Below are 21,381 nucleotides of genomic sequence, written 5' to 3' on the forward strand. Positions count from 1 at the left end.
GACCGCCGGTAGCTTGTGATTGATCTTGCACGCCGCGGGCGGATTAACTATCTACTCGCCTCCCCTCGTACCGAGACGCCGTTCTGGCGTGCTAGCAGATTTCGTGCTGTGTGTTCTGGTTTTCTTGTCGTGCGCTAGTGGCCGCGGTCACGTCCTGTGGGCGTAGCGCGCGATGGCGGACGGCGAACCAACAATAACCCTGCATCCCATGTCCCATACCGGCACTGGCAACACGCGCCTGTGGATCGCGCCCTTCGCGGCCGTGATGGCGCTCGCGCTGGCCACTTCCGGTACGGCCGGTGCCCGCGAAGACGAACCATACAGCGCCGTGGTCGATGCCGAACACGTACACGTTCGTAGCGGGCCTGGCATGGAGTACTACGCCACGGACATCTTGCGCCGTGGCGAGCAAGTCGAAGTCGTCGGCCGTGACGCCGGTGGCTGGTGTCGGGTCCGTCCGCCGCGCGGCAGCTTCAGTCTGGTCGCGGCCGATAGTCTCGAGCTCAAACCGGACGATACGGCACGCATCACGCGCGATCGCGTCGAGGTCGGCGTCGGCAGCCGCTTCTACGCGCGCCGCGACACGGTGCAACTCATTCTGAACCGCGGCGAAGTCGTCGAACTGTTCGGCGAGCACTACTCGGTCGAAGAAGACGGAAAAACCGCCTGGTATAAAATCGTTCCCCCGGTGGGCGAATATCGCTGGATTCACGAAAAGTATCTGCTAGCCGAGGAATCGAACGAGCCGAGCGGGCGACACGTGGCCGATCGTCTTGACGATGACGGCGAAGATTTCTCCCAGCGTGTGCAACAGGTCGGCTATGACGAACCGCTCGCCGAGCCGCGTCTACTCGGTGAGGTCGAAGCTGGTCCCCTGCCGCCGGGCGCTCCGCCCGAGCGATCGATATCCGCCGTGCTGGACGAATTGGAATTAGGCGTTGCCGCGATCGCGGCCGGCAATTCGCGCGGCGCGAATCTGGCATTGATGGAAACCGACGCGCGGAATGTCGCCCGTCGCGCCCAGACAGTTAGCGACCGCAACCGCGTCGATATTCTGCTGCGCCGATTGGATCGCCTGGCGGGTCGACCGCCACGAATGACCGGTACGCCCGAATCGATGATGCCCGCCGATCCGCTGGTGACGCTGGCGCAATTCATGTCGCCGATGCTCGGGTCTCCAGCACCGACGACCTGCCCCGTGCCCGGCCCGACCAGTTACATCGGCGCGCCGGTGGCCGCGCCTCCGCCCCAGCCGCTCTACAGCCCGTATGCGCCCCCTGGGCCGCGCCATTATTTGAACCTCGATGCGCTCGGCTTTTGGGTGAAACACGATTCGCTGCCGGCGCTGGTTACGACCAGCCCCATCGGCACGCCGGAAGATACCGCCGGCGTCATCGGTCAGCCCGGCACGAGCGTGTTGTATGGCAATCAAAACGTCCTCGGCAATATTCGTCCTGGCGGGCGAGTGATGGGAGGCATCTGGCTCGATGATCAGCAGACCTTCGCGCTGGAAGGACACTATTGGACGCTCGCCACGGCCTCGACGAATTATTCGGCGTCGTCGGTGTTCAGCAATGGCGCGGCGTCAGGCCCGATCCTGGCGCGGCCGTTCTTCGACAGTGATCCGAGCGTGAATGCGCAGAGTGCGCTGTTGGTCGCCTATCCCGGCGCCGTGGTTGCGGGCGTGGTGGTCAATGTCAACGGCTCGGTCACGGTCAACGAATCGAGCAACATTCAATCGGCCGGCGCCGGCGCACGCTGGGGGCTCGGACAATACACTTCGCCAGGGCGCATGTTCCTGGTCGGCGGATATCGCTTCTTTCAACTGAACGAGTCGCTGTCGATCATCAGTCGGTCGTCGCTGGGACTGCCGCCGTTCACGGCCCAACCCAACGTCACGGTGTTCGACTACTATTCGACCAGCAACAACTTCAACGGCGGCGATGTCGGGCTGGCCGGCGAATATCACTTTCGTAATCGCTTCTGGTTCGGCGGCGAATCCCGCCTGGCGATGGGCAACATGCAAGAGACGCTGAAAATCGACGGCGTCGTTGCCGCGGCGGCGTCGGGCTTTACCGCCTCGCTCCCCAACGGCCTGCTGGCCCAGCCGACGAACATGGGGACCTTCGTTCAGAACCACTTCGCGCTGATCCCGTCGGTCGACCTGAAGGTTGGGTATCATCTGACCCCCGGCTTCCGTCTGACGATCGGCTATAACTTCACGTACGTCACACGTGTGATTCGCCCCGGCGCGCAGGTCGACACGACGGTCAACACGTCGCAGATCGCGGGGGCGCCACTGGTTGGCCCGGCCAATCCCCAGGCCCTCTTCAATCAGGGAAGCCTGTGGCTGCAAGGCGTCACAGCCGGCTTCGACCTGTCGTTCTAGCCTCGCGGTTAAAAACTATCTGGCCGCAGAGATCACCGAGGCCACCGAGTTTTTTTAATCTGCGTCTATCTGCGCAATCTGTGGATCGATGCCTTCTTCCGCCACGAACAGGACAAGGTATTTCTCCCCCTCTGTGTTCTCTGTGTGCTCAGTGGCAAGTCTTCGAAATCGACTAGCGACTGAGCCTTCTCTCACGAGGCGCAAAAAAAACCGCGGCCGTCTCTTTCGAGAGCGACCGCGGTTTTTAAATCCAACCTCCCGCCGATTGCGACGGTGGAGTCGCTGCGAGAAGAACGGAGGTCAGGCAGTGCTAAGCACGGCCGGTCGAGGACCCCGATTCACGCTTTTTGGGTTGGCACCTCCGACGGAATCCAAGGCGAGAGGCTTGGCTCGAAATAGCATGGTCACTGATTGCAAATTACATCGGCCGGATGAGCCGGCGGGTGTGGCGGAATTTTCGATTTTTTTCTGCCGCACCCGCCGGTTAGCTCTGCAACCCGGCATTAACATTCTACCGCGCGAATGCTTAGGACGTTCCCCGACGGCCAAAAGTTTGCCGCCGCATTCGGTCCCGCAAAGAATTCGCACGGCCACTTGTTGTTCGTTGGCCTCGAGCATTCCTACGACGGCGCGTCGACAAGAGATCGCGCGGCGGCAGAGATCGCCGGAAAGGCGTGCAGAAAGCCGGAATGCATTGGAACGCACCGAGAGCCGGGTTTAGCGGCAGCGTCCAACGGACGCCCCCGTGGCCCTAGAGGCTACTTCGGGCGGCGACGGGCTTTGCCGGCAAGGTTGACGCGACCCTTAAGTTCGGATGCTAGCGCCGCGACGGCCGCCGACATGCGGGCCGAGGTTTCGTACGTGCCAGCGGCGATCTCCTGCCGGATGCGGATCAACCGGGCGCGGCGCTCGTCGGAAGTTTCGTAAGGGTATCGCATCGCTCGTACCAGTGGCTGCCGGTCGGCCATGAGTGCCTGTCGTCTTTGGAAATAATGAGCCCGCGAGATCATAGTTGCCTTGATTCTATTTTTCCACGACCCAGATGTTGCGGAAGCGCACGGGATTCCCGTGATTCTGCAACATGAAGGGTCCTTCGCCGGGAGCCTCTTGCGGAAGACCGCCGGGGGTCAAATGGGGGAGTTCGAACTTGTCGTGAATCGTCACGCCGTTGTGTTGCGCGTTGACGACGGCGTTCTTCGTTTTCTTGCCCGCGTCGTCGAAGCGAGCCGCAGTAAAGTCTATGTCATAGGTCTGCCAGGCGAGCGGCGGGAAGCACATGTTCACGTCGGGCGTTTTGATCTGATAAAAACCGCCGCACTCGTTGTTCTGGCCTTCCAGCCCGAAAGAGTCCAGAACTTGCAGTTCGTAGCGGTTTTGCAAGTAGACGCCGCTGTTACCGCGTCCCTGGCCCCGCGCGGTCGGCATAAAAGGAGTCTGAAATTCGATGTGCAACTGAAAATCTTTGAAGCTTTGTTTGCTCGTGCCGCCCACGGCCAGCAGGCCGTCGTCGGTCAGGTGACCGCCGTTCCATTTATCGGCCGAAGTTCCATCAAACAGGACGACAGCGCCCGCAGGTGGTTTCGCACCGAGCGTGGGGCTTTTGCGTTCGACGCGCTTTAGTTCGCCCAACGTGGTCCCGCTGGAATCCTTGATCGTGATAAGGCCCTTTTCGATCCGTCCAGTGCGCGAATCCCCACTGACCGTGGTCACTCCGTCTTTAGTCTCGCCGCTGCGATGCCGACGTCCCGCCTCTTTGTTCCAACCGTCCCCCGGCAGGCCGCCGGGATACGCCTCGGCGTCGAACTTGCCGTCCCCGAGCGCAATGACTTGCATGCCTACCTTGCGCGGCTCGCCATTGATCTTCACCTCGCCCGTGTACTCTCCCTGCACCTGGTAATCCGGCCCGGCATCGGCGACGCTCGTGGCCACGAGCTTGGCCTTGTCCGCCGCGTGCAGCGGTGCGAACGAAGAGATCGTGAATACTGCGAGCAACAATGCGGCACAGGTCGAACAGGAGCGAGTCATGATGTCATCCTCGAAGTTGCGGTGGGCCTAAAATGCGGTGGGAACACGCCAGGCGCGGCCTCTGGAAGCGCGCCGTTAGTTTTTCAGAACAGCGGCCGGAACGGGGAACGATTTGCAAAGCGTCGAAACCTCGCCGCGGATGCGCTTGATCGTGGCCGGATCGTCCGCCCCTTTCAGCGATGCGATGATCCAGGCGCCGACGCGCTTCATCTCGTCCGTGTTCATGCCGCGCGTCGTCAGGGCGGGCGTGCCGACGCGGATGCCCGACGGATCCATCGGCTTGCGCTCGTCGTACGGGATCATGTTTTTGTTCACGGTGATGCCGCACAGGTCGAGAACTTCCTCGGCCTTTTTACCGCCAAGTCCCAGCGGTGTGACGTCGACCAGCATCAAGTGATTGTCGGTACCACCGCTGACCAGTCGTACGCCGCCGGTCAGCAGCGCATCGGCCAGCACTTTCGCGTTGGCGACAATCCGCTTCGCATAGTCCTTGAAATCGGGACGTAAAGCCTCGCCGAAGCAAACCGCCTTGCCGGCCACGACGTGCATCAGCGGTCCACCTTGGATGCCAGGGAACAAATTGCGGTCCAGATCTTTGGCATACTCCTCTTTGCACATCGACAATCCGCCGCGCGGGCCGCGCAGTGTCTTATGCGTGGTCGTCGTGACGAAGTCGGCCAGCGGCACGGGACTGTTATGCAATCCGGCGGCGACTAGGCCGGCATAGTGCGCCATGTCGACAAACAGCTTCGCACCGCAATCGCGCGCGATCTGGGCGAATTTGTCGTGCGGGATTTCACGTGGGTAGGCGCTCGCGCCGGCGACGATCATCTTCGGCTTATGTTCGCGCGCCAGGCGGGCCACTTGATCGAAATCAATGCGGTGATCTTCGCGGCGGACGCCGTAATTCAAAAAATGATAGAGCTTGCCCGAGATGTTCAGCTTCATGCCGTGCGTCAGGTGTCCGCCGTGGGCCAGGTCGAGCCCAAGCACGGTGTCACCGACTTCGAGCGCGGTGAGATAGACGCACAGATTGGCCTGGCTGCCCGAGTGAGGCTGCACGTTGGCATGCTCGGCGCCGAACAGCTTCTTCGCACGGTCGCGGGCCAAGTCCTCGGCAACGTCCACGCATTGGCAGCCACCGTAGTAGCGACGGCCAGGGTAGCCTTCGGCGTATTTGTTCGTCAGCACGCTGCCGACGGCCTGCATCACCGCGGCGCTCGTATAGTTTTCGCTGGCGATCATTTCGAGGCCGTCTTCCTGGCGCTCGATTTCACCGGCGATGGCCGCCCAGACTTCAGGATCTTCTTTTTCTACAAAATTCATCGGGGTCCACGACCTCCAGGGAGCCATCGATAAAGCGCGACTCGGAACCGGCTGAAACCGTCCGAAAAGAGCGAAGCCGTGTATTCTCCGAAGCGGCGGCGGGATCGTCAATCGGGCCATTTCGCCGATAATGGCGGAGAACTGTGTACGGGCTTATTGCAAGATCTTTTTCGGCGCTCTACCCAGCTCCCCCCTGCGGTGAATTATGTAATCTCTTGCCTTCACTGTTTTCAGATAATCATACGCCTCGGCCACGACGGCCTCGGGAAAGAGACGGCGAATGGTTTCGATATCCGCAGCCCATCCGTCCGGCGGTGCCGAGATCAATACAACGGCTTCGTCTCCCATGCAGCGGCGGATGAATGAGGTCGAGACAGGCCCTCGCAGGTCAAAGTATTTCACATAGACATTGTTCGGTCCGTAATACCGCGCCTCGGTTTCTGTCACCGACCATCGCGTGTGATTCGCGGCCAAGATCTTGGCGCGATCGCGGACCATCTTCCACTCTAAGCCAATCCAAATTGCGAAGACTAATACCGTCACCATTACGAACAGCATCCGCAAGCTGAACCGGAACCAGCGTCGGCGGGTGGGCGGGAGCGATTTCATGGCGACCACTCTAATCAATCACGCGATCGAACAATTCGCCGAACGACCAGACGTTCCCGACCGGTCCGGCCATCAGGGCAGCGGTGGACCGCAGCTTGCCGCTAGTCCCAGACTTCATGGGCTGCCAGCAAAAATTGTAGTAACAGGTGACCATTGCGAAAGCGCACTTTACGTTGCGGAGCTTCTTACTCACCCGCCACCATTCCGCAGGGCGCGCGAGTGGGCGATGCCGGTGCGGCTCGGTGGGTCTAAAGGTCAACGAGAGCGACGGCGAAAAGACCGGCGTTCGCAATAATGCCGAGAATGCATAACCCCGCGCCCATGATTAGCGACATCCAGCGAGAGCCTCGCTTGTTCGCGGTGAATCTTCGTCGTGCAACGATCAAGCCAAGGATGCCTAATGCTGATCCCAGCAACACGAATGGCACAGCCTGCCAGTAACCAAAAATTGACGTTCCCCAAAAACCGGCGCACATGAGCGAAAAAAGACCAAATAGTGACGGGGGAAAAGTATTCCAGTCAATATTGCCCTGCCCGTCGGGGATTTGCGAATCCACGCCCATGGCATCATTGTAGTCACCACCCATGCGTGGCGATTGTCCCAACACGACATGACGCAAACCGCTTTCCAACGTAGATTACGGCGCGCTTTCGGGCATGATTCCGAGTTTCTCGCCCGGCCGTAGCGGATGACCCCGAAGAAAATCGGCCACCGGCATCATTTGCCGCCCAGCCGGCTGAACTTCGAGTAGCGAAACTGCCCCTTCGCCGGCGGCGATCACCAATTCGTGCTTGTCGGCCGCGATCACCGTACCGGGCACGGCTGAGCGTGCATCGTCACGAACATCGACGCGGCCAATAATCAGCCGCATCGGCTCGCCCGAGGTGCGCAACCAATCGGTGTATGCCCTCGGCCACGGTTGCAAGGCGCGTACCTGGTTCTTGATCGCCAGCGCCGGGCGCGACCAATCGATCGCACCGTCGGTTTTTCGCAGTCGCCGCGCCTTCGTAGCCAACGCCAGGTCCTGTGGTAGCGCGGCCGCTGTGCCGGATTCGATCGCGGCGATGGTTTCCAAAACCAACGGCGCCCCGATCGCGGCCAACCTGGTTTCCAGTTCGACCGCGTTTTCGTCCGCATCGATCGGCGTGCGGGCTTGCGCCAACACCGGCCCAGCATCGACGCGCGGCGTCATGTGAATCGTGCTGACGCCGGTTTCCTTATCACCGCGATAGAGGGCCCAATTGATTGGCGCGGCTCCGCGAAACTTCGGCAACAGTGAACCATGCAAATTGATCGCCCCGCGCGGGGCCAGAGCCAATGTCTCGAGCGAGAGGATCTGCCCGTAATCGGCGACCACGAACAGATCGGCCCGATACTCCGCGAGCTGTGCTTGCGCTGCCGCCGTGTTCACATCCTCGGGATCGAGAATCGGCGTGCCGCGCTGCACGGCCTCGTCGCGCAGCGGACTGGCCGCGGCCACGACCTTGCCACGCACCACGCGCGGCGGCTGCGTCACCAGCGCGACGACGTCGTGCGACGTATCAAACAGCGCACGAAACGTCGGAGCAGCAAAGGGCCCCGTGCCGAACATGACAAGTCGCATACTGATTCACCTTCGTCGACCGCGAGCCCACTCGGAAGTCTCTTTAAGGACAAATCCATCCGCAGATTGCACAGATGAATTCGAACGACGGGTAGCCACCGAGTTCACAGAGAAAACAAGGCCAATGTTTTGAGTGATGCGTGTGCCAGCTCGCGCCCCCTTTCGTAGGGTGCTCTGCGAGCACCATCTTTTTCACTCTCGCCGAACACGTGTCAACGCGTATGAACGTGATCTCGCGTCGTCGGTGGTGCCCACAGGGCACCCTACCAAGCAAAAATGCTTGCGTTCTCGCAAAGGGACGAGCTTTTTTCAATCTGCGTCCATCTGCGTAATCTGCGGATCGACGTCTTCAAATGCCACGAAGAGGACGCTCCCCTTTATTCCTCTCGGTGCTCTCTGTGTGCTCTGTGGCAAGCTGCTACTTCGGGCGGCACCTTGCGAGGACAGGCCTATCCCGCGCGTCAGGTGCGCAATTCTTCCAGTTGGGCCAGGCGGGCCGAGATGTGCTCATCGTCAGGGATCTCGCCGCGCTGGCGGCGGTCGGCGAATTCGATCTCGAACTCCTCCAACTCGTCCTTCAGCGATAGCCGCGTCATGGGGCTCAAGCGATCGATGAAGAGCACGCCGTTCAGATGATCGGTCTCGTGTTGCACCGCGCGGGCGAACAGGCCGTCGATCGTCTCTTCGATCTCCTGCCCCATCAGGTTGTAAGCGCTGACGGTGATGATCTCGGGACGACGCACGTCGGCGTACAGACCCGGCAGGCTCAGGCAGCCCTCTTCGGCCTCGGCCGAGCCCTTGGGTTCGCTCAGCATAGGATTAATGAAGACCTGCTCCTCGTCCGGTTGGGCAGCGTCGCCGGTCAGGTTCAGGACGAACATCCGGTACGGCAAATCGACCTGGTTGGCCGCCAAGCCGATCCCTTTGGCCTGGTACATGAGGTCGAACATATTCCGGACGATCTGGCGCAGCTCGTCGTCGACGCGGCGCAGCGGTTTGGACGTCCGGCGAAGCGTGGGGTGGGGAAACTGAATAATCCTCAAGCCGGGTGGTCTCCGTAGATCGAATTCCGGGGGGTTGCTGGCGATTGAAGTTGTTGCCGGAATTATAGTTCTGCGCGGCCCCGCGATGAAGTCTCGGTTTTAGCCGGCGGAATCGAGATGCCGAATCCTTGCCGGCCGGAACGCCAGCGTGCCGGGAAAACGTCACCGAGATAATCATGATTCAGGTGGGCTTATAGTAGCCTGCAGCCTGTCGCCGCCGGGAAATTACGACCGTCAGTGATCGCGCGGTTGGCGATCGCCCGATTTCTCCCTATGATTGGGTGTCTGACCACGGCCGACCGCGTCTGAAAATCGTGGCGGCTATCGATCGTCGGTGGTCGAGCGGCCCGATTCTCGGCTGTCTCCGGCTCCGGCTGAATCAAGCGCTTTGAGGAATCGATCGTCATGGCCAAACAAGGCCCTCGCAAGAAGCTCCCCAAGGAATTGGCCGTCATCAATGCCGACAATTGCACCGGCTGCGAAGCGTGCCTTGAAGTCTGCCCCGTCGACTGCATCGTGAAAGTGCAGCAATACGACGGCATGTTCAACTTGCAAAGCTGGTGCGAGATCGACATCGAGCGTTGCGTCGGTTGCGAGGTTTGCGTTCACATCCCGCGCAAGAAGACCGACCCGTACGATTTGACGGTCTGCCCGTGGGACGCGATCGAAATGGTTCCGACCGAACTGGTGGCGCAGACCGTGGCCGTGATCGGGGGCCCGCCGGAGTACATCCAAGAAAACTGGGATCGCCTGGTCGGCACCGCCCAGCACCTGGCCGAGCTCAAGGCCGGCGGCTAAACACGCTCGCGCCCATTTCGTAGGGTGCTCTGCGAGCACCATCTTCTCTTTCTCGCCAGGCACATGTCAGCGCGCACGAATGTGATTGCGCGTCATCACTGGTGCCCACAGGGCACCCTACTTAAAGCCAGTTTTGCACTTAGCTTTCCGTTATTTCCGCCAGGCACGATTGCATGTACTCGATGCTGTCGCGCGCCAACCGTTCGATGCCGGGCGTGTAATCGAACACTTCGACCGACACCCAGCCCCGGTAGTCGATCATGCCCAGCTCCGCGAAGATCGGCACGAAGTCGAGGTCGCCAAATCCTGGCCCCAACCGGTTCGCGTCGTTGGCGTGAAAGTGCGCGAGAATTCCGGCGTGCTTACGAATAATGTCGGGGATCGGCGTCCCCTCGCTCGACATCGCCTTGCAATCCAGATGTAACCGGCAGTGGTGCGAACCAACCATTTCGACCAGCTTCGCGCCGGCATCGGCCGTGAGCAGGAAATCTCCCTCGGCCGGGCCGAGTGGTTCCACGGCCAGTGTGACGTCGGTCTCTTCCAGTGTCGGCAGCACCGCTTGAAAGACTTCGGCCGCGTACTCCAGCCCTTGCTCGAGCGACACGCCTGGCAGCAGGTTGCGCTGCTGCGGCGAGCCGAAGACCATAATCCGGCCTCCCAGGTCGCGGCAGAGATGGGCGAGTTCGCGAACGTATTGCGCTGTCCGCTCGCGCACGGCACGGTCCGGACTGGTCAGGTAATAGCCCGACGTTTTGGCCAGCAGCCAGTGCAGGCCGACAACTTCGAGATCCGCGGCCTCGGCCTGGCGGCGCACCTCGGCCCGACGGCTGGCGGTAATTTCGTTGGCGTCGGTGGCGATCGTGAACGGCGCGATCTCGATGCCCGTGTATCCGCACTCGCGTGCGAAGTCGAAGGCCCTGTCAAACGGCCAGTCCAGAAAGGTCTCGTTGCAAATGGCGAATTTCATCGGTTCACAGCGGGAATCGTTTGAATCAGGATGAGTTCATGGCTGCCGACGAGCCTAGCGGTAGCAAGTTCGGCCGGCAAGCCGCGCTTGCTTGACGCCCCACGGGCTGGGGATAGGCTGAAACACGACGCGTGCCCACGTCAGCCGCCGCGGATCATACTTCGGCAAGCGAGACATTGGCGCACCGCTCGCCGTAATCCAAGGATCTTCCGAGAAACCGCATGCTGACCCGACGTTCGCTAGGCTGGCCGATCACGCTGGGCGTGGTGATGATCGTGCTGCTGGTTGCGCTGACGGTGGGTTGGGTGCTGGTCGTCGTCGTGGCGGCCAACCGCGCTTCTGCGAGCGGTTATTGGTGGGCGATCCTGGCCGTGGGGACCACGTTCCTGGCGCTGGTGCTGGTCGGCGTGGTGCTCTATCTGCTGATATCAATCAAGGAAATTCGGCTCAATCAACGGCAGTCGAATTTCATCGATAGTGTCACGCACGAGCTGAAATCGCCTCTGGCTTCGTTGAAGCTGTACGTGCAAACCTTGTCGCGGCGCAATGTCACCGAAGCCCAACAAGCGGACTTTCATCGCTTCATGCTGGACGATCTACAGCGGCTCGATTCGTTGATCAACCACATGCTCGATACGGCCCGGCTGAACCAGGCCCCGCCGGCCGACGAAACGATCGACGTCGAGCTGGCCGACGTATTGCGCGGCTGCGCGAAAACGGCCTGCATGCACTATCGACTGCCTGACGAGACGATCACGCTCGACGTGCAACCGGCCCTAGTGCGAGGGCAGCCGATCGACGTTGAAATTGTGTTCCGCAACTTGATCGACAACGCCTTGAAATATTCGGGCGATACGCCGGAGGTCCTCGTGCAATCGTGGGTGGCCGGCGGAGGGACCGTGGTCACGCGGATCATCGACAACGGGCCGGGCATTCCTATCAACATGCGGCGCAAGATATTCGGCCGCTTCTTTCGCATCGGCAGCGAACTGGAACGCTCGAAGACCGGCACCGGGCTGGGACTGTTCATCGTGCGCACGTTGGTGAAGCGAATGCGAGGAAAGGTCAACGTGCGCGGTCGCGGCACACTGCGTGGCAGCGTGTTCGAGGTCGAACTGCCCGGCCACGAGGCGGTGCCGCAACAATCGGCGGCGTAGCGTACGAATTACAGCGGGGATGGCTTTTACGATGGCTGCCATGGCCGATGCCAAGCACATTCTGATCGTCGAGGACGAACAGCATCTGGCGATCGGTATCAAGTACAACCTCGAGGCCGAGGGGTATCGCGTTTCGCTGGCCGGCGATGGGCCGGTGGCGCTACGGCTGCTCGAAGAAGAGTCCGCCGGGATTGATCTGGTGATCCTGGACCTGATGCTGCCTGGCATGAGCGGTTACGCCGTCTGCGAGGGATTACGCGAGAAGGGAAATGACGTGCCGGTGCTGATGCTCAGCGCTCGCACGCTGACCGAAGATCGCATTCGCGGCATGGACGTCGGCGCCGATCAGTACCTGGAAAAGCCGTTCGATCTGGACGAGCTACTGGCGATGGTCCGCAATCTGTTGGCCCGGCGTGGGCGGGCGCCCTCGCGACCGGCGCCGCGTAAGATCGGCGACGAATATGAATTCGGCCGCGCGCGAGTGAACTTCGACACGTTCAAAGTAACGGTCGACGGCAAGAACCTCCGCCTGACCACCTTGGAAATGAAAGTGCTGCGCTACTTCATCGAGAACGAAGGCTCGGTCATTACACGATCGCAGTTGCTGGATGATGTCTGGGGATTGTCCGGCAATCCCACCACGCGCACCGTCGACAATTTCATTTCGCGGTTGCGCGGATATTTCGAAGTCGACCGCGATCACCCACGACATTTCTTGTCGGTGCGCGGGTCGGGCTATCGCTTCGTCTCGAAAGAAGAAGAGGCCGAAGAGCCGGCATCCTAGAGATAATTGCGAACCCACAAAGCCGAGCAGCTAACGGTAGCGCACTGATTTTTGGGGTTTATTTCCCTGGAATTCATTTCACTACGTGCGCTGATCGCTCGGCAAGCACAATGAACCTTCGAAGCCCGAGCTTATAACATGCTGGATGTTGGATTGTGTAGGACCCGACTAGCAGTTTCGTCGGTCAGGGGGGCCGAGGAATAGCTCCAGGCGTCATAGCCGGCCAGAGCGCTCCCCTGTTCGAATTTCCAGAAGCCGCCCGCGTCGGTCAGCGTAGCCCAATGCACGTAAGATCGCAGTTGCTCTTCCGAGCCAAACGTGGCGACCAGTCGCAGGGGCACTCGTGGTTTTGAACCATAGAGATAAAACATCGTTCGCTCCTGTGCTTTCGCATCAGATTGCAAGGGCGGTCGAACGAAGGCCCGTTGAGTTCCCCGTCAAAACCCCTTCTTGCAAGTGGTGTGCCAGCCGTCGCCGCATACCCCGTGGTGCCGGTCCCGATGCCTACCTGGGGGGCTAGCAACGACGACGGCACTAATGCACAAATTTCGATGCGACGCGCGGCGGCGATCGATCACCAGCAAGCGCCAAATAATCTGTTTGCCTAACGCATCCCGCGCATGGCAGAATGGGTCTGCTCGCGAGTTTCTTTCGGTGCCGAGCCCTCCCCCCGCCCAACGCTTCTTCCGCGCTCTTTCGATGCACGAATCCGACGTAGAACTAATGCGCCGCGCCAACCGGGACGATCCGGGGGCGTTTGCCGAATTGGTGCATCGGTATGAGCGTGTTTTGCGGCGCGTGGCGGAGAGCCGACTAGGCACCGTCGAAGCGGCCGAAGACGTCGTGCAAGAGACGTTTCTCGCGGCCTACAAATCGCGGCACAGCTACGACGAGCGGTTTGGCTTTCGCACGTGGTTGTGGACCATCTTGCTGAATCAGTGTCGGCGCTATGCCGGCCGACAGGCGCGGCACCCGCGGGTCGTATCGATGGAAAGTCATTCGCCGGCCGATGCCCCCGCCTCCTTGGCCGAGGTCGGCGCCGGCGAGGCGGACAGCGTTCTGGGGGGCCTAATGGCCCGTGAACGCCGCGAGATTTTGCAACAACTACTGCTGAAATTGAGCACGGTGCAGGCGGACGCTCTGCGGTTGCGATTCTTCGGCGGGCTGAAGTTTCAAGAGATCGCCGAGACGATGCAGTGCAGCCTATGCACGGCCAAGAATCGGGTTCGCTGGGGGTTGTTGAAGCTGGCTGAATTCGTGCAAGAAGAAGCGCGGGAAGAGGCGGTTACGGATCACACGGCGCGCAGCGAGCACGACATCTCGCGCGACGACGATCGGCAATCGGAAGATTAGGAACGCACAGCAATGACGTGTGACGACGTATTCGATATTTTGACGCGGGGTCCGTTCCCTTCGGGTGCCGCGAACGACGAACAGGTTGAGCAGCATTTGGCGCGCTGCGGCGAGTGCCGTCGGTTGGCCACGGCGCTGCGTCCGGCCGTCGAATTGTTCCAAGAGGCGATCGAGCCCGACGAGACGGCCGGCCTGCCCGGGTACCGTGGCCGCGTCGCGATGCCCGGCGCGGACGACGTTTTGCAGCATTGCGAAGAACTGTCGGGCGATGAGTTCAAGGGACTGTCCGAAGCCGGTTGGCGGCCGGCTTGGATACGAGCCGACGCCGCCGCGCGGCGTTACGGGGCACGACCGGCGCCTAAATCCGCATTGAGTAAGGTTCGGGGGGAGCCGCCGGCGTCGTTTGTTAATCGTGTCACCCGTGCCCGAACGAACCTGTTCAGGTTCGCGGCAGCCGTCATCATTGGCGTGGCGGCGGCTGCCGGCGCGCGGCCGTTGATGACCTATCAAGCGACGTCGGCGGGCATCCCGCCTGGTCCACCAACTGCTATTGCGCAGGGGGCAACCGCCGGCGATCCTCAGAGCGACAAGCACGATTTGAACTGGCTCGCCTCGTTGTCGCTGCCGGCAACGTGCCAGGTGTCGACCGACGAACGTCCCCACGCCAAACAGGTCCGCGACCTGCACGGCATTCAATTGGCTTCAGCCGTGGCCACGGCGGGCTTCGTCTGTTGCAGCGATTGCCACAATGCGACACGGGCGGGTTTGCTCCCCGTCGGTGGGCAGGCGGTCGTGATGCGGGCCTGTACGGCCTGTCACCAATAGCAGCGCCGGCCGAGCCTTTTGCCGAAGTCGGAACGTCGCGAATCGCCCGCCCCAGGGCCGTTTATCGGGCCTGAATCGGTCCTGTCGTGGGCCGTAAGCCTGCGAGGGATCCTCGCGAAAAAGACCGTCTCAACCTCGGGTTTTTTCGGTTTACAACTACGTAACCCACAGTCAAACTGGACGTTTGGTTCGAGTCGTTCCTGACCAAAGTGTGGGGCATGGTGCGCCGTCGGCGTCCTCGTGCGAAGCGCTACTGCCCAGCGTGATTCCTTTCGCGGAGCCTAGCATGATATCCCGGTTTGCCGGCCTCTTGGCGTGCGGCGTGGCACTTCTCGTCGCCACGGCTGTGATTGCCGACAGCGCAGCCTTGGATGAACTCTACGGAGACGGCGTCCATAATTTCTTCTCGGGAGATTTCGTCGGCGCGCACCAAGCGCTGACGTCGGCAGCGCTGGCCGGCAGCAAAGATCCGCGCGTTTATTACTACCGTGGTCTGTCCTGCTTGCGATTGGGGCGCGAGCCGGATGCGGTGATCGATTTCAATCGCGGCGCGAAGCTAGAGACCAGCGAGAACGATCGCTTCTACGACATCAGCCGCGCGTTGGAGCGCATTCAAGGACGCGACCGCGCGATACTCGAACGTTCGCGAACTCAGGCGCGACTTGTCGCGCAGCAAGACTTGCAGCGACGCCGTTACGAGCGCTACGAGCGCATTCGTTCGGCCGAGCCCGATGTGTTGATGAAGCCGGCTCCCGCGGCCGCCAAGAAGCGTCCCGCCCCCACGGCGCCGCCGGTCGTAGCGAACGAAGATCCCTTCTCGGACAAAGTTCCCGCGCCCGAAGGTGCGGCCGAGGAAGGCGTCGTTGCGGATGCAGAGCCCGCGACCGAGACCGAACCTGCCGCCGAGATGGCCGTCGAGGCCGACGTCACCGAAGAGCCCTCCGCCGACTCGATGCCCGCCGACGCACCCGCGGCGGATGAACCCGCCGTCGAAGCTCCTGCGACCCCGCCGAGCGCCGATCCGTTTGGTGACACGCCCGACGATGCAGCCCCCGCCACAACGGATCCGGCGGTGAAGGCGGCCGAAGCAGCGGCACTGCAAGCCGTGCAGGAAGGCAAGGCCGCGGCCGACGGCGCCATCGCCGCCGAAGCTGCCGAGGCAGATCAAGACCTGCCCGGCGAGATGCCGGCCCGCGATGTATTCACACCGCAGCCGACACAGCCGCCATTGTCCGAAGCGATGCCGGGCGTCGAGCGCGGAGAAGCGCAGCCTGACGAAGCGTTGCCCGGCGTAGAACGTGGCGAAGCGGAACCGTCCGAGGCGCTGCCCGGCGCCGAACGCGGTGAAGGAGAACCATCCGAAGCTATGCCAGGCGAGTCGGCCGGTGACGCGCTCCCCTCGGAAGCTTTGCCGGGTGAAGCCGCGGGCGAGCCCGAGATTTCGGAAGCCATGCCCGGAGAAGAAGCGGGCGACCCGCTCCCATCGGAAGAAATGGTCGACGCGCCGCCGCCGGCATCCGAGGAAGCCGAAGTGGCCGCCACGCCGGACAGCGATCCCTTTGACGCACCCGCCGCTGACGTAGCAGCGACGCCAGACGCTGCCGAGCCGCCAGCCGCTGATCCCTTCGATGCACCTGCTGCCGACGTTACGGCGACTACTGACGCAAGCACGACTGATGCGCCCGCAAGCGACGCGCCGGCTGCCGATCCTTTCGACGCTCCGGCTTCGGAAGAAATGGCCGCCGACGCACCGGCCGCCGCCGAAGCAACCGATTCGCCAGCCGATCCCTTTGGCGATGCAAAAGCTGCTGACGCACCTCCTGATGCGGCAGCGGAAACTGCGACTGACGCGCCTCCGGAAGCCGCTGACGCTCCGGCCGACGATCCGTTCAATGCACCGCCTGCCGAAGAGATGGCGAGTGAGCCGGCCGCTAAACCTGCCGCCACGGACGCCGATGAAGCCGACCCGTTCGGCGCGCAGGCTGATGACAAGTCGGCGCCTTTGGATGCCGAATCGGAAGAATCGGTAGCCGCACAAGAAGGTCCCGCCATGTCCGACGAGGAGTCGAAGACCCCGCCCCCCGCAGGCGACGATCCGTTTGCCGATACCACGGCGCCAAGCGACACGACAACGCCGCCGGCGGCACAGGACCCGTCGGCCGAACCGTTGCCAACGCCGACCGAAACGATCGCCGCACCAGCGGGCAAATCGGCCGCCGCGGCCGGCGCTCCGAAGACCTCCGCCGCAAAGGGCCCCGCCGGGAAGCCAATTGCCGCACAGCGTCCGGCAGGCACCAAGCCGATGCAAGTTCGTGTCTCGGCTCCCGCCGCATCCGCCCCGATCAAGAACCCGTTTGTGACGGACGACGCCCAGCCGACGGCCACTGCGGCAAAACCGACCGCTCAGCCGGTTGGAAAGAACGCTCAGCCGCAAAAGCCAGCGCCGGCGGCGGCGGACGAAGATCCGTTCAAATAGAGTTTGCCTAGGCGTTTCGGCCTGCTTTGCGGGACTCAGCGGGTAGCCTTGGCCAACGCTCAGCAGGCTTCCGACGAACAAAACAGGGCCTTCTCGTGCGTCGCCCCAGCTATGCCACTGCCGGGCAAACGTCCGGCGGCACGCCGGGTTTTCTTGCGATTGCCTCCGACTCATCTCGGGTCGGTAGTTGCTTCCGCGCTGGGCTTGTTTCAAGATAGACACGCACGCCCCCGCCCCGCCCACCTGCCTTGAGAAGCAATGACGATGTCGCACCTCCGAAGAATTTGCCTCCTCCTGTTGCTGACGCCCGCCGTGGTACTAATCGTCGCTGGCAATAGCCTTGCCGTGCCGACAATCAGTCAACTGTCGCTGCGCGGCTTGCAAACCGGCGCGACGACAACACTGGCCATCGACGGCGCCGATCTGACCGCGGACTCGCGCGTGCTGTTGCCCTTCGCGATCGCGCGGCAGGAGTTGAAGCCTTCGACTGCGGCGAACCATCTCGAGTTCGAAATAACGCTCGACGCCCAGGTCTCGCCGGGTGTGTACCCGTTGCGGGTCACCAGTGGTCACGGCATCTCGAACGCCGTGCTGGTGGGCGTCGACCATCTGGCTGAGCGTCCGTTCGCCGCCGAAACCGGCGCGCTGCCGGTCGCTCTCAATGGATCGCTCGCCGGCGGTACGATTCTCCGCTCCGCGCTCGATGGCCGTGCCGGACAGCGGGTGGTGGTCGACGTCGAGAGCCATCGGCTGGGCAGCAAGCTGAATCCCGTCGTCCACTTGCTGGACGCGCGGAATGCGCAAATCGCTTGGGGACAGATGAACCCCGCGATCGCCGGTGACGCGCGATTGGTGGCGACCTTGCCGGCCGACGGGCGATATACCGTCGAATTGCATGACGCGCTCTATCGCGGCGCCGAGCCCGGGAATTTTCGCCTGAAGATCGGTGACATTCATTACGCCGACGGCGTCTTCCCCATGGGAGGCCGCCGCGGCACGAAGGGACTCTTCGAGCTGATCGGCACGAACCTCGCCCCCGGCCAAAAGATCGAGGCCAACCTGGCCGGCGGCGCCAGCGTTTTGCCAGGCATGTTGCCGTCGGGACTCTCCCTATCGGGAAGCGCCCCGCAGATCATCGTCGGCGACCTCACGGAAGTGGTCGAGCACAACGCCGGCCCGAATTTGCAAAGCGCCACGGCTCCGGTCGCGCTCGACGGGCGCTTGCTGGCGCTGCGTGAAGAAGATCGTTATTTGATCAACGTCACGCCAGGACAGACGCTGCGCTTCGACGTCACGGCGGCCCGCGCCGGCTCGCCGCTGGATGGCGTGCTGGCGATTCGCAAGGAATCGGGCGAGCAGCTCGCCGCCGCGGACGACTCACCGACCACCACCGACCCGACGACCGATCTCAAAGTGCCGGAGGGCGTTACGAAGGTCGTCGTCGCGGTGCGCGATTTATTGGGACGCGGCGGACCCGAATACGCCTACCGGCTGACAATTGCCGCGGCCGATCGCCCCGACTTCCGCCTCGAACTCTTCGGCGATCGTGAGCAAGTGCCGGCCGGCGGCGCGCAAATCGTCCGCGTTCGCGCACAACGCATGGGCTACCAGGGCGCCATCAAGTTGGCCGTCACAGATCTGCCCGCGGGGATCACCGTGGCCAATGACGAGATTCCGGCCGGCGCCAGCGATGCACTGTTGTCACTAACGACGGGCGATGGGGCAGGGCAAGGAATTGCCACGGTCACCGGCACGTCCGTCGACCCGAACGTAGCGCTCGTCCGCACGGCGCTAGTGCCCGAGAGCGCAGGCTCGAAGTCTCAACCGTGGCTACGCAGCCAGTTGGCGGTCGCCTCGACCGGCGCGGCTTCGTTGTCCGTTGTCTGGGAAGCCGAATCGGCAGGCACGCAATTGCCGTTGGGAAGCCGCTTGCCCGCGCGTTTGAAAATTCGCCGCGCGCCGCTGGCCGGCGGCGCCGTGCGGCTGTCGTTGGTCACCAGTCAGATCACGCCGCAGAAAGAAGTTACTGAGAACAATCAAAAGCGTCAGGTCGACGACGTCGATCGTACGCTGCGCTTTGAAGGGACGCCGACGATCGCCGCCGATCAAACCGAAGCCGCGGCCACGATCCTGGTGCCGGGCGACTTGGCGAACGTACCCTACGACTTGGCCGTGAAGGCTGAACTGATGTCCGCCGATGGCAAGAACGCCGTCGCGAGCGCCTTCACCCCCGCCCGACGCCTGACCACGGTCCAGCCGCTGCGACTCGAACTGACGGGCGAGCCGAAAGTCGACGCCAAAGCCGGCACGGGCGAGACTGGTCGACTGACCGGCAAGGTGCAAAGGCTCGCCGATTTCCCCTTTCCCGTCACGGTCACATTGACGGGCTTGCCGGCCGAATACCTGCCGCCGTTGGTGGACGTCCCGACCGGTGCAATCGAGTTCTCCTTGCCGGTGGCCTTTCCGTTCAATAGCCCCGTGGGCGACCTGGGCAACGTAACCGTCGTGGCCATCGCGCGGCCAGGAGGCGGGACCGAGGTGCGTTCGAATTCCGTGCCGGTCGCGGTGAAGATCGTCGCCGGTGGCCCGCCGCCGGAGCTGTATCCGGTGTTCGAGGACGAATCGCATTTCGTTTCGCTGCTGAACGAAGGAGGAGGCGCCGCGACTCTGGAATCGACAGACCGTTACTCGGGTTCAGCGGCCTTGCGAGTTACGCCCGATCAAAAGTTTCGCGTAAAGCTGCCGGGCCTGGCCGTAAAGATCGTCGAGAAACCGGGACCGGGCGAGTATCGCTATCTGCGCTATGCATGGAAAAAGATCGGCGGCGGCAACGTGCTGTTGCAATTGAATGCCAACGGCAATTGGGGGCCGACGCGCGGTCAAGGGCCGCCAGCTTATCGCTATCAGGCAGGCTCAGCGAACAACATATTTAATGCCGAGGCGATTCGCGTCAGCGAGCGATTGCCGTATGGCTGGAACGTGGTAACGCGCGATCTATTCGCCGACTTTGGCGCCTTCGAACTCGACGGTTTGGCATTCACGCCCGGCGACGGCACCGCGGCCTTGTTCGATCACATCTACCTGGCGGCGATCGAGGATGATTTCAAGAATTGTCCGACGCCGATCCCGGCCGAGCGGCCGCTGGCCCTGTTCGAGGATCAACCGGAGTTCGTCGCGAACCTGGACCAGGGGGCCGGCACGGCGACTCTCGTGACCGACGAAAAGTTCACCGGCACGGCCAGCGTGAAGGTCACGCCCGAACAGCGCTACAATCCGGCGTTGCCAGGCCTGGGCATCAAGATTCGACAGAACCCTGGCCCGGGCGAATATCGTTATCTGCAATTCGCCTGGAAGAAGCAGGGAGGTCAGCGCATTTGCTTGCAATTGAATCACGACGGCCAGTGGGGACCGGTGCCGTCGACCAACCCGCTGAAATTCCGCTACGATGCGGGGCCAGCGCCCGGCGAAAGCTACGGCGGGGCGATGCGCCTGGACGGAAACCTGCCGGCGGATTGGGTGGTCATCACACGCGACCTGTTCGCGGACTTCGGCGAGTTCACACTCACCGGCATGGCGTTGTCACCATTCGACGGCGAATTCGCCCTGTTCGATCACATCTACCTCGCCCGCACTCCACGCGACTTCGACCTGCAGGCCGAATGAGAAGCTGACACCACGGACCCGCGGAGGCACGGAGCGAAGAAAGTCGGCAGAGGGCAGTGACGACAAAGGCAGAATGATGAGTGATGAATGATGAATGGGGTAAACACATCATCATCATCATCACAAAACCGATCGCGACAAACACCAGCCCGAAGCGCCAGCGAGGGTTTCTTTTTTCGCCAGCTCACGGCGTACGCATTTCGTGACGGCGTGCGTCTTTCGTAGGGTGCGTCCGCGACGCACCACATTGTTCTCTCGGCGTCCCAACTGCCATCGAAGACATTTCGATCCGCAGATGACGCAGATTCTCGCAGATGCATAACGACAAATGAAAGACGGTGCGTCACGGGCGCACCCTACCT

18 protein-coding genes are annotated in these 21,381 nt (G+C 62.2%); 8 read left to right on the forward strand and 10 right to left on the reverse strand.

The features are described 5' to 3' along the window. The first annotated feature begins 208 nt into the window (after nt 1–208). The gene (locus VGN12_26605) at nt 209–2,389 is read left to right on the forward strand and encodes a BBP7 family outer membrane beta-barrel protein (GenBank protein HEY4313052.1); all 2,181 of its coding nucleotides are present in this window, start codon (nt 209–211) and stop codon (nt 2,387–2,389) included. Between the two features lie 758 nt (nt 2,390–3,147). Here VGN12_26605 and VGN12_26610 read toward each other — a convergent pair. From VGN12_26610 to def, 8 genes are all read right to left on the reverse strand, one after another. Next, nucleotides 3,148–3,357, reverse strand: a complete 210-nt coding sequence (locus VGN12_26610; GenBank protein HEY4313053.1) for a hypothetical protein — start codon at nt 3,355–3,357, stop codon at nt 3,148–3,150. 55 nt (nt 3,358–3,412) lie between these two features. Continuing rightward, complete coding sequence (locus tag VGN12_26615) at nt 3,413–4,414, reverse strand: DUF1080 domain-containing protein (protein ID HEY4313054.1); 1,002 nt, start codon at nt 4,412–4,414, stop codon at nt 3,413–3,415. 75 nt (nt 4,415–4,489) lie between these two features. After that, nucleotides 4,490–5,740, reverse strand: coding sequence for a serine hydroxymethyltransferase (gene glyA / locus VGN12_26620; GenBank protein HEY4313055.1), 1,251 nt, complete (start codon nt 5,738–5,740; stop codon nt 4,490–4,492). A 153-nt stretch (nt 5,741–5,893) separates the two neighbouring features. Next, nucleotides 5,894–6,349, reverse strand: coding sequence for a hypothetical protein (locus VGN12_26625; GenBank protein ID HEY4313056.1), 456 nt, complete (start codon nt 6,347–6,349; stop codon nt 5,894–5,896). A gap of 10 nt (nt 6,350–6,359) precedes the next feature. Further along, the gene (locus tag VGN12_26630) at nt 6,360–6,542 is read right to left on the reverse strand and encodes a hypothetical protein (protein ID HEY4313057.1); all 183 of its coding nucleotides are present in this window, start codon (nt 6,540–6,542) and stop codon (nt 6,360–6,362) included. A gap of 55 nt (nt 6,543–6,597) precedes the next feature. Further along, nucleotides 6,598–6,936 (reverse strand): hypothetical protein, encoded by a 339-nt coding sequence (locus VGN12_26635; protein ID HEY4313058.1) that lies wholly within the window; start codon nt 6,934–6,936, stop codon nt 6,598–6,600. Between the two features lie 51 nt (nt 6,937–6,987). Beyond that, nucleotides 6,988–7,953 (reverse strand): methionyl-tRNA formyltransferase, encoded by a 966-nt coding sequence (gene fmt / locus VGN12_26640; GenBank protein HEY4313059.1) that lies wholly within the window; start codon nt 7,951–7,953, stop codon nt 6,988–6,990. 461 nt (nt 7,954–8,414) lie between these two features. Then, a complete protein-coding gene (gene def, locus VGN12_26645; GenBank protein HEY4313060.1) occupies nt 8,415–8,996 on the reverse strand; it encodes a peptide deformylase in 582 nt (193 codons plus the stop codon). Between the two features lie 405 nt (nt 8,997–9,401). Here def and VGN12_26650 point away from each other — a divergent pair, with 405 nt between their 5' ends. Further along, the gene (locus tag VGN12_26650) at nt 9,402–9,794 is read left to right on the forward strand and encodes a 4Fe-4S binding protein (protein HEY4313061.1); all 393 of its coding nucleotides are present in this window, start codon (nt 9,402–9,404) and stop codon (nt 9,792–9,794) included. A 139-nt stretch (nt 9,795–9,933) separates the two neighbouring features. On the opposite strand, the gene VGN12_26655 is transcribed toward VGN12_26650, so the two are convergent. Next, nucleotides 9,934–10,761, reverse strand: coding sequence for a sugar phosphate isomerase/epimerase family protein (locus tag VGN12_26655; GenBank protein ID HEY4313062.1), 828 nt, complete (start codon nt 10,759–10,761; stop codon nt 9,934–9,936). A 221-nt stretch (nt 10,762–10,982) separates the two neighbouring features. Here VGN12_26655 and VGN12_26660 point away from each other — a divergent pair, with 221 nt between their 5' ends. Then, nucleotides 10,983–11,918, forward strand: a complete 936-nt coding sequence (locus VGN12_26660; GenBank protein ID HEY4313063.1) for a HAMP domain-containing sensor histidine kinase — start codon at nt 10,983–10,985, stop codon at nt 11,916–11,918. A gap of 19 nt (nt 11,919–11,937) precedes the next feature. Further along, nucleotides 11,938–12,702: a response regulator transcription factor gene (locus VGN12_26665; protein HEY4313064.1), complete on the forward strand. Its 765-nt coding sequence runs from the start codon at nt 11,938–11,940 to the stop codon at nt 12,700–12,702. Between the two features lie 131 nt (nt 12,703–12,833). On the opposite strand, the gene VGN12_26670 is transcribed toward VGN12_26665, so the two are convergent. Further along, nucleotides 12,834–13,073 (reverse strand): hypothetical protein, encoded by a 240-nt coding sequence (locus VGN12_26670; GenBank protein ID HEY4313065.1) that lies wholly within the window; start codon nt 13,071–13,073, stop codon nt 12,834–12,836. A 352-nt stretch (nt 13,074–13,425) separates the two neighbouring features. On the opposite strand from VGN12_26670, the gene VGN12_26675 reads away from it, so the two are divergent. From VGN12_26675 to VGN12_26690, 4 genes are all read left to right on the forward strand, one after another. Further along, nucleotides 13,426–14,055 (forward strand): RNA polymerase sigma factor, encoded by a 630-nt coding sequence (locus VGN12_26675; protein ID HEY4313066.1) that lies wholly within the window; start codon nt 13,426–13,428, stop codon nt 14,053–14,055. A 12-nt stretch (nt 14,056–14,067) separates the two neighbouring features. Then, entirely contained in the window at nt 14,068–14,880 is an 813-nt protein-coding gene (locus tag VGN12_26680; GenBank protein HEY4313067.1) for a hypothetical protein, read from the forward strand. 286 nt (nt 14,881–15,166) lie between these two features. Continuing rightward, nucleotides 15,167–17,356 (forward strand): hypothetical protein, encoded by a 2,190-nt coding sequence (locus VGN12_26685; GenBank protein ID HEY4313068.1) that lies wholly within the window; start codon nt 15,167–15,169, stop codon nt 17,354–17,356. A 264-nt stretch (nt 17,357–17,620) separates the two neighbouring features. Next, the gene (locus VGN12_26690) at nt 17,621–21,019 is read left to right on the forward strand and encodes a hypothetical protein (GenBank protein ID HEY4313069.1); all 3,399 of its coding nucleotides are present in this window, start codon (nt 17,621–17,623) and stop codon (nt 21,017–21,019) included. The last annotated feature ends 362 nt before the right edge of the window (nt 21,020–21,381 follow it).

Source organism: Pirellulales bacterium (genome assembly GCA_036499395.1).
Classification (GTDB): domain Bacteria; phylum Planctomycetota; class Planctomycetia; order Pirellulales; family JACPPG01; genus JACPPG01.